At 64.9% G+C, this 8365-nt stretch carries 9 protein-coding genes; 2 read left to right on the plus strand and 7 right to left on the minus strand.

Annotated features, from left to right (window positions below; all coding sequences use genetic code 11):
- Positions 1 to 54: 54 nt before the first annotated feature.
- The 6 genes from lpxK to JQ628_RS32625 form a co-directional block, all read right to left on the minus strand.
- Positions 55 to 1059, minus strand: coding sequence for a tetraacyldisaccharide 4'-kinase (gene lpxK / locus JQ628_RS32600; protein WP_212230199.1), 1005 nt, complete (start codon positions 1057 to 1059; stop codon positions 55 to 57).
- A complete protein-coding gene (locus tag JQ628_RS32605) occupies positions 1052 to 2386 on the minus strand; it encodes a 3-deoxy-D-manno-octulosonic acid transferase (RefSeq protein ID WP_212230201.1) in 1335 nt (444 codons plus the stop codon). The genes lpxK and JQ628_RS32605 overlap by 8 nt, the downstream gene beginning before the upstream one ends.
- Positions 2349 to 3062 (minus strand): lysophospholipid acyltransferase family protein, encoded by a 714-nt coding sequence (locus tag JQ628_RS32610; RefSeq protein ID WP_212230203.1) that lies wholly within the window; start codon positions 3060 to 3062, stop codon positions 2349 to 2351. The genes JQ628_RS32605 and JQ628_RS32610 overlap by 38 nt, the downstream gene beginning before the upstream one ends.
- On the minus strand, positions 3059 to 3307 hold the full coding sequence (locus tag JQ628_RS32615) for a DUF4170 domain-containing protein (RefSeq protein ID WP_212230205.1): 249 nt from the start codon (positions 3305 to 3307) through the stop codon (positions 3059 to 3061). The genes JQ628_RS32610 and JQ628_RS32615 overlap by 4 nt, the downstream gene beginning before the upstream one ends.
- 63 nt (positions 3308 to 3370) lie before the next feature.
- Positions 3371 to 4180 (minus strand): 3'(2'),5'-bisphosphate nucleotidase CysQ, encoded by an 810-nt coding sequence (locus JQ628_RS32620; RefSeq protein WP_212230207.1) that lies wholly within the window; start codon positions 4178 to 4180, stop codon positions 3371 to 3373.
- A complete protein-coding gene (locus JQ628_RS32625; RefSeq protein WP_212230224.1) occupies positions 4167 to 5540 on the minus strand; it encodes a TldD/PmbA family protein in 1374 nt (457 codons plus the stop codon). Before JQ628_RS32625 ends, JQ628_RS32620 begins: the two co-directional genes overlap by 14 nt.
- A gap of 312 nt (positions 5541 to 5852) precedes the next feature.
- On the opposite strand from JQ628_RS32625, the gene JQ628_RS32630 reads away from it, so the two are divergent.
- Together JQ628_RS32630 and JQ628_RS32635 are read left to right on the plus strand one after the other, a co-directional pair.
- Positions 5853 to 6380, plus strand: a complete 528-nt coding sequence (locus JQ628_RS32630; protein WP_212230209.1) for a DUF6101 family protein — start codon at positions 5853 to 5855, stop codon at positions 6378 to 6380.
- Positions 6381 to 6565: 185 nt separating this feature from the next.
- Positions 6566 to 7186: a hypothetical protein gene (locus tag JQ628_RS32635; RefSeq protein WP_212230211.1), complete on the plus strand. Its 621-nt coding sequence runs from the start codon at positions 6566 to 6568 to the stop codon at positions 7184 to 7186.
- A 208-nt stretch (positions 7187 to 7394) separates the two neighbouring features.
- Here the strand turns inward: JQ628_RS32635 and JQ628_RS32640 are convergent.
- Positions 7395 to 8365: porin (locus JQ628_RS32640; protein ID WP_212230213.1), on the minus strand; the 971-nt coding region annotated here is incomplete at its 5' end.

Raw genomic sequence — 8365 nt, forward strand, 5'->3', positions numbered from 1 at the left:
CACCATTCACGTTAGCCAGGCGGTGGGTTACGCTTCGCTAACCCACCCTACGGATCAACTCCGAAACCTCTTCTCGCGCGCCTTGAACAGGCGCTCGCTCACGAACTGCCGCAATCCGTCCGCATCGTCGAACGCGAGCGTGACCTTGAACGGCACGATCTCGCCCGCCCGCTCCGTCAGCCGCACAAAATCCTTTTCCGTCGTCACCGGTATCAGGCCATCGCGTTTGGCTTCCGCCAGCAGCGCGTCGATCTGGTGCGGTGCGAAGGCGTGGTGATCGGCAAACGTGCGGCCGCGCACGACCTCGATCCCGTTTGAACTCAGCGTCTTGAAGAATCGCACGGGATCGCCGATCCCGGCAAAGGCGAGCGTCCGCTTGCCGCGCAGCGCGGCGAGCGAGGCTTCATCGGCGCAAAAGCGCGCGCGCAGCACCGGTTTTCCCCGCGCCGCGATTTCGCCTGCCACCATGTCCGCAGCGCGGCCGTCGCCGATCACGACCAGCGCGTCGGTGCGCTCGATCTGCAATCGCAGCGGCGCGCGCAAGGGACCGGCAGGGATCACCTTGCCGTTGCCGAGCCCGCGCTCAGAGTCGATTACGATCAGCGAGGCGTCCTTTGCTACAGATGGATTCTGAAACCCGTCATCCATCAGGATCATGCTGGCAGCCATCGATTTGGCCAGCACCACGCCCTCGACGCGGTCGCGCGCCACCACCACGGGCAGCAGCGATGCCAGCATCAACGGCTCGTCACCGACGTCGGCGGCGGTGTGACGCTGCGGATCGACCCGCACCGGGCCGCGCAATTTGCCGCGATAGCCGCGGGTCAGCACGACAGGCGTCTCGCCCAGTTCATGCAGCAGTCTCGCCAGCGCCAGCACCGTCGGCGTCTTGCCGGCGCCGCCGCCGTGATAATTGCCGACGCAGAGCACGGGAATGCCGGCATCGATGCCGCGCCGTCTCAGCCGCTGTCCGGCAATCGCGCCATAGAGCGCGCCTAACGGCCGGAGCAGATGCGATTTCCAGGAAGCGGGCCGGTACCAGAAGGCCGGCTCACGCATTGGCGGCTCCCATCTCGAGCCGCAATTGCAACAGATACGGCTCGAGCGCCGCCATTGTCCGGTCCAGCGCGCCACCGAGCTCGCCGACCACGTGTTCCGCGGCCGTCAGGCAGGCCTCGCGCGTCCTGGAATCGGCCAGGAGCTGGCCGAGCTGCTTGACCAGCGCCTCCGGCGTAGCCGCGAGCCGCGCGCCACCGGCCTTGTCGAGCGCCTCATACACATCGGAAAAATTGAACACATGCGGGCCGTGCACGACCGAGGCCCCGAGCTTGACCGCCTCGATCGGATTTTGCCCGCCATGCGGCACTAGCGAGCCGCCGACGAACACGATCGGCGAAAAACGATAGAACAGCCCGAGCTCGCCCATGGTATCGGCGACATAGATATCCGAGGTCGCCGTCGGCAATTCCTCGCGCGAGCGCTGGGCAGAGTGCCGGCCGGCGGCGGCAACGACGCCGGCGACCGCATCGCCGCGATCGGGGTGCCGCGGCACGATCACGGTCAGCAGTCCCGGAAAGTATCTGGCGAGCGTCTTGTGCGCCTCGACCAGCATCTGTTCCTCGCCCGGATGGGTCGAGGCCGCCACGATCGCCGGCCGGCCGCGCGTCACCGCCATCAGCTTTTCGAGTTTTGCCTGATCGGCCGGCGGCGCCGGCACGTCGAGCTTCAGATTGCCCGTCACCACCACGTTGCGGCTGCCGAGCGCCGCAAAGCGGTCCGCATCGGTTTCCGATTGCGCCAGGCACACCTCGAACTTTTCGAGCAGCGCCGAGATCGTGTTGCTGACTCTGCGCCAGCGCGGAAACGAGCGCGGCGACATCCGGCCGTTGATCAGCACCATCGGCAGCCGCCGCGCCGCACTCGACAGGATCAGGTTTGGCCACAAATCGGATTCGATGAACAGCGCCAGCGACGGCCGCCAGTGATCGAGGAAGCGCGCGACATAGCGCGGGGAGTCGTAGGGAACATATTGATGGATGATGTCGGGCGGAAAGCGTTTTGCGACGATCGCCGCCGAGGTCACCGTGCCCGAGGTCAAAAGGATGCGCAGATTGAGCGCGCGCAGCCGCTCGATCAGCGCCGCCGCCGCCAGCACCTCGCCGACGCTCGCGCCGTGAATCCACACCAGGGGCCCGTGCGGCCGCGTATCGGGCGACAGCCCGCGCCGCTCGCCGACGCGCTCCGGATCTTCCTTGCCCTGCTTGAGCCGCCGCGCGATCAGCGCGGGCGCCAACGGCACCATCGCGCTCGACAGCTTGCGATAGACCCGCAGCGTCATCGGCAGCGAATCAGCCAAGGGCGCCCTCCGGACGTCCGACCTTGGCATAGGCCAGGCGCGTCGCCTCGTTCAGATAGGTCTCGACTTGCAGGCGCAGTCTTTCCATGGTCTCGGCGTCCGCGTCGGGGGGAACCTCAACGGCGTCAATACCTACCACGGCGCCGCGCCCGAAGGGCAGATTGATGGTCGAGGAGTCCCAATTTTTCAACCTTATGTACCGGCTGGTGACCATCGCGAACGGCAGGATCGGCCTGCCTGATTCGCGCGCCAGCATGACGACGCCGAGCCCGGCGACGCGCGCGCGCTTGGGAACATCGGCCGTGGTCGCAATGTTCCACCCCTCGGCCAGCGCCTGCACCATTTCCCGGAACGCCCCGACACCGCCCTTGCGGTGGAACGCGCCGCCATGGTCGCCGGAGCCGCGGATAGTCTCGATGCCGAGCCGCTCGGCGGCGATCGCGTTGAACTCGCCGTCGCGATGCTTCGAGATCAGCACCTTCGCCTTGTATTCCTTCCTGTTCTTGATGAACGGCGTCATGAAGTGCTGGCCATGCCAGAACGCCAAGATCGCCGGCTGGATCGGCACCACCCGCTCATAGACGTCGGGCGGCTCGAATTCGAATTTTGTGGTCAGCCAGACGAAGCGCAGATATTCGGCCGCCAGCACGCCGAGCGCGCGCTGGACCACATTGCTGCGCAGCAGGTTGCGGAGGAGTCGTTTCAACGGGAGGGCTTTGTCTCTGCGGCGGGGTCGAGCAGGCGATGCAGGTGGACCACGAAATAGCGCATCTGGGCGTTGTCGACCGTCTGCTGCGCCTTCGCCTTCCACGCCGCATAGGCGGCCGCGTAGTTCGGATACACGCCGACGATGTCGACCTCGTCGAGGTTCTTGAAGGTGACGTGCTCGAGATCGGTGAGCTCGCCGCCGATCACGAGATGAAGCAGTTGCTGCTGCGGGCTATCTGACATGACGAATTTTTCCCAACCGAGATGCCCGGCAAAGCATGTTCGCGCGACGCTGACGGACGATGTTCAGGGGAGCGGACGTTGCTTGAAATGCCCGACGATGCGTGCATGCCGATCGCGCCCCGCTGCCACGAGAATCCCGTGCACCACCTCCCGGCGGTTATACAGGATCGGATCCCCCGAGAGCGCGGTCATTCTACCATCCGCTTCCTGCACGATCAAATTCGCCGCCGCAAGATCCCAGTCGCGGCTCTGCCCGCCTGCAAAGGCGGCATCGAGACTGCCATCGGCCACGCGGCAGAGCCGCAGCGCCAGCGATCCGATGCGCGGATGCAGTGTGATATCTTCGTGCGATGGGCTGAGCCGTTGCACCAGCGGCTTCGGTCCGGCCATCCGGGAGAAATCCAGCTCGACGCCGCCGCTCGCGTGCAGCCGTGCGTCGTTGAGCCGCGCACCCTGCCCGCGCACGGCAAAGAAAAACTCGCCGCTGACGGGCGCGAACACCGCGGCAAGCACCGGAGACGCCCCTTCCACCAGCGCCGCGCTCACGCACCAGTCGTCGCGCCCGGCGAGATAGGCGCGCGTGCCGTCGATCGGATCGACGATCCATGTCAGTTGCTTGCCGAGGCGCGCCTCGTCGTCGGCGCTTTCTTCCGACAGCCAGCCATAATCCGGCGTGGCCGCGCGCAGCCGCGCTTCCAGGAGATCGTTGACCGCGATGTCGGCTTCCGACACCGGCGAGGAGGCGCCCTTGATCCAGTTCTTCAGCTCGGTGCGGAACAGCGACAGTGCAAGCTGGCCGGCTTCGCGCACCGCATCCTTTAACAGCGTGGCGTCACTCGTCCTGGGATCGTCCTGCAAGCTAGCGTCCGCCAAGCGTCAGGCCCTCGATGCGCAATGTCGGCGCATTGACGCCGTAGCGGAATTCCAGGTCGTTGGCCGGCACCAGCGACTTGAACATGTCGAGCAGATGGCCGGCGATGGTCACTTCGCTGACGGGATATTTGATCTCGCCGTTCTCGATCCAGAAGCCGGACGCGCCGCGGCTGTAATCGCCGGTCACGCCGTTGACGCCGGAACCGATCAGGTCGGTGACGTAGAAACCCTGCTTGATGTCCGAGATCAGCTCGGCCGGCGTCACGCTGCCCGCTTCGAGATGCAGGTTGTAGGCGCCTGGCGACGGCGAAGACGAGACGCCGCGATGGGCATGGCCGGTGGTGACGAGGCCCAGTTCCCGCGCGGTTGCGCTGTCGAGCAGCCATGAGGTCAGCACGCCCTCGTCGATGACGGCGAGCTTCTTCACCTTCACGCCCTCGGCGTCAAACGACTGCGATCGCAGGCCGCGCACCCGCAACGGATCGTCGATGATGCGGATGTCTTTCGAGAACAATTGCTGGCCAAGCCGGTCCTTCAAGAAACTGGTCTTGCGCGCGATCGAGGCGCCGTTTACCGCGCCGATCAGATGGCCGACGATCGAGCCCGACACGCGCGGGTCGTACACCACAGGCACCTTGCAGGTCTCGACCTTGCGCGGATTGGCGCGCGCCACCGCGCGCTCGCCGGCGGTGCGGCCGACGCTTTCCGGCGAGGCCAGATCGGCCGCATGCGGCGCCGACGTGTAATCGTAGTCGCGCTCCATGGTGGTGCCCTCGCCCGAGATCGCCGTCATGGCGATGCCCTGGCTGGAGCGCAAATAGGCGCCATGAAAACCGCTCGAGGTCACCAGCACCATGCCGCCGATGCCGGTCGAGGCCGACGCGCCGCCGGACTTGGTGACTCCCTTCACCGCAAGCGCCGCGGCTTCCGCCGCGATCGCGCGGCGTTCGAGTTCGGCGGTGGTGGAAATGACGGGATCGAGCAGATCGAGATCGGGGAAATCGCGCGCCAGCAGCGCGGGATCGGCAAGGCCGACATATTTGTCGTCGGGTGCGACGCGCGCCATCGCCACCGCGCGCTCGGCGAGCCTTGCGATGCCGTCGCCGCTGATGTCGTTGGTCGACACCACCGCCTGGCGCTGCCCGACCAGCACGCGCAACCCGACATCGTCGCCTTCGGAACGCTCGGATTCCTCGACGCGTCCGTCCCGCACCTCGACGCCCTGCGAGACGCCGCGCACCGCCACCGCATCGGCCGCATCGGCGCCGGCGCGTTTGGCTGCCTCGACCAGGCGCTGCGCAAGCTCGCTCAGCGCGCTCTGGTCGAACAGATCGGAGGTCGCGGGCTTGCTCGAAAGCATCGAGGAAGTAGATGGTGAAGAGATCACGAATAAAATTCCCGGCAATTGATGCGGCGTTGGCACAACCCGCAAGTTTTGCAGATGTGCCTGATTCACGGGGATTTCAAGCACTTTGGCCCGGCAAAAGCCATCGATTTTCGCCATTTGGGCAAGGACTCGTCAATCATGCGTGCCAAGGTCTTGTCAATCATGCGAGGCGATGGAGCCTTAGTCAGAAGCGATTAACCAGCCTTTTTAAGCCGAAACGGAAACGCCTGCGCTAAGGTCTCACGCATCGACCGGGAACATAATCCCGGCGGGGAGACAAAGCCGGTGAGGCGTCAAACATCAACAAGCGGGATCAATCCCGCCGGGTCGAGCCGCGCATTGCGGCTCGACCCTCTTTCCCTTCCGCAGATCTTTGTCGCGCACGACATCCGCGCCGACGGCGGCGTGCGGAACGTCGAGATTCACCGCGAGCGCGTCGTGCTGCGCCGTGCCGTCCGCGGCATGCGGATGGCCGTCAATGTTCGCGTCAGCGATTTCCTCGGCATCGCGCTGCGCGGCCTCGACGACGAGGCGCAGATGCTGGTGCTGGCCCATCGCGATCCCTCGCTGACCATTCCGCTCGGCGTCAGCTCCGATCGCAGCGAGCTCGAATCCGCAGCGCAGATGTGGAGTGAGATCTTCGGCTTGCCGCAATTGCCGGAGCACAAGCCGCGCCAACCCGCAGCCCGCCGCCGCCGCCGCAATGCCATCCGCACCCGCCGCCCGAAATTTCTCGTGCGCCGCCGCGTAGGCAGCCCGCTCGGCGAACTCAGCATCCATCGCGGCGAACGCGAGATCATCGCGCGGGACTGAGCGGAGCCGATGACGTCGCCATCGGCTCCACGCGTGTGAGGTGACGTTTGCAGTATGCGGAACCACCGCGAAAATCACGCGGTCTCGTCCAGGTCCGAAAGCCGGACCGGAAACCTTCCCGCGTCGACAAGCTCGAACTCTGGCTGTCAAGGGGCCGGAAGATTGACGGGCTTTGGGTGGGGACGATGGAAAGCGATCCTGGTCCCGCCCTGAGGCGCGTCGAAGAGGCGCTGCAACTGATCCAGCGCCACGATGCACTCAACTATTCCCGCATCACACGCCATCTCGATCGAATATGGGTGCACGTCATTGCTAGCGCTCAAGCGCATTACGACAGGTCGTTGAACGCCTGTGTCATCGATGAGCGCTACGCGCTCGGGGAAGCGATGACGCTCGAGAAGCTCGCCTCCACCATCGTGCATGAGGCAACCCATGCGCGGCTGGAGGGATGGGGAATCGTCTACGTCGAAGAGAGGCGCGCCCGGATCGAAGCGATTTGTCTCCGGCGCGAGCTGCGCTTTGCAGCCAAGCTGCCGGACGGCGAGCCTCTACGGGACGAGATCGTGCGGACACTAGAGTGGTGCGCCGCCAATTCCGATCAGCTTTCCGACGCGCGATTTCGCGAACGTGACGATCAGGGACAACCCGAGACATTGCGCTATCTCGGCGCCCCGGCGTGGCTCATCGGCTTCCTGATGCGAATCGTCCGGAGGCGGCGCTTGCGCACCGAATCACGCGCACAGCCCTCAAACGAAAAACCTCCGGCAGGGCATTGCCGGAGGTTTCGGAGGTATAACATTAAGTAGGTTGTGTCTCCTTGAGACCAGTCGCCGCCAAAGGATTTGCCGGCTTCCCTACGGCTTGAATAATACATGAGTTACTCAATTAAGTGCAATACCTGAATTTGTAACGAGCCGAGAATCCTTCGACAGAAAAGCGGATCCTTCAACAAAAAACCCCGGCAATTTCTTGCCGGGGCTTCTGTCGATCGGAGCTCCCTTGCGGGAGACGTGATCAGAAGTTGCGCTGAGCGCGGACGTTCAGGAACACCGTGCTCTGGTCCTTGAACTCGTACAGAGCGGCCGGCTTCGGAGCAGCCGGGGTGAACACCGAGCTGCCCTCCATCTTCTGGTCGAGGAAGAAGGCACCGACTTCAGCCGAGAACGTCAGGTTCTTGACCGGAGTCCAGCGGGTGGTCAGACCGATCTGGGCGAAGTTCCAGTCGGGATTGCACGAGTAGGTGCCGACACCGGCCGCACCGGTCTGACCCGGGTGGGTCGCAGCGAAGCCGTTGCAGATGATGCCCTTGGCCGATCCGATGCCGGCGAGGTTGTCGTTGGCGCCGCCGTCATACTTGACCTGACCGTAGCTGCCCCACAGCGAGGACGACCAGTAGGGGTCCCAGTTGTGGTTGAAGGCGCCACGAACACCCCAGGCCTTGGTCAGGATGAGACCGGAGCCAGCGCCGCCGAGAAGAGGACCACCACCAAACGAACCGGGAGGAGCGAAGACAGCGTCAGACGTGCCACCGAAACCAACGCTCTGGTAGCCGATGCCCGATCCACCGAACATCGCGATGCTCGGCGAAGTGCCCGAGGTCGAGACCACCTGCTTGGTGTCGCCGATGGCGTAGGTCGCGTCGATCTTGAAGTCGTCGCCAGGACCGGTCGGCAGATTCTTGATCTGCAACGCAGCCATCACCGAACCGCCCCACTTGTCTTCGGGGTGGCCGCTGATTTCGGACAGGGCGTTCGGCGCGCCGCCGGCGCTCAGGTTGTTGTACGAGGCGTTCACGAGGTGAGCCGATCCCGACACCTGGAAGAGACCCCAAGCCTGGTCGACACGGATGCGGCCGACGATGTCGGGAGCATGCGTGCCGCCGTACGAATTGGTGCCGGTGCCGCTGGCGCCGATGGCAAGAGCAGTAGAGGCGTTCCAAATCGCGGTGCGGTTGAACACGGTCGGATCATCGAGACCGATGCTGG

The sequence above is a fragment of the Bradyrhizobium lablabi genome, from assembly GCF_018129385.1.
GTDB lineage: Bacteria > Pseudomonadota > Alphaproteobacteria > Rhizobiales > Xanthobacteraceae > Bradyrhizobium > Bradyrhizobium lablabi_C.

What these genes read in the sequence shown, in the direction of transcription:
- lpxK (WP_212230199.1), bottom strand. Translation starts at nt 1,059, where the DNA reads ATGCGTGAGCCGGCCTTCTGGTACCGGCCCGCTTCCTGGAAATCGCAT.
- JQ628_RS32605 (WP_212230201.1), bottom strand. Translation starts at nt 2,386, where the DNA reads ATGCCAAGGTCGGACGTCCGGAGGGCGCCCTTGGCTGATTCGCTGCCG.
- JQ628_RS32615 (WP_212230205.1), bottom strand. Translation starts at nt 3,307, where the DNA reads ATGTCAGATAGCCCGCAGCAGCAACTGCTTCATCTCGTGATCGGCGGC.
- JQ628_RS32625 (WP_212230224.1), bottom strand. Translation starts at nt 5,540, where the DNA reads ATGCTTTCGAGCAAGCCCGCGACCTCCGATCTGTTCGACCAGAGCGCG.
- JQ628_RS32635 (WP_212230211.1), top strand. Translation starts at nt 6,566, where the DNA reads ATGGAAAGCGATCCTGGTCCCGCCCTGAGGCGCGTCGAAGAGGCGCTG.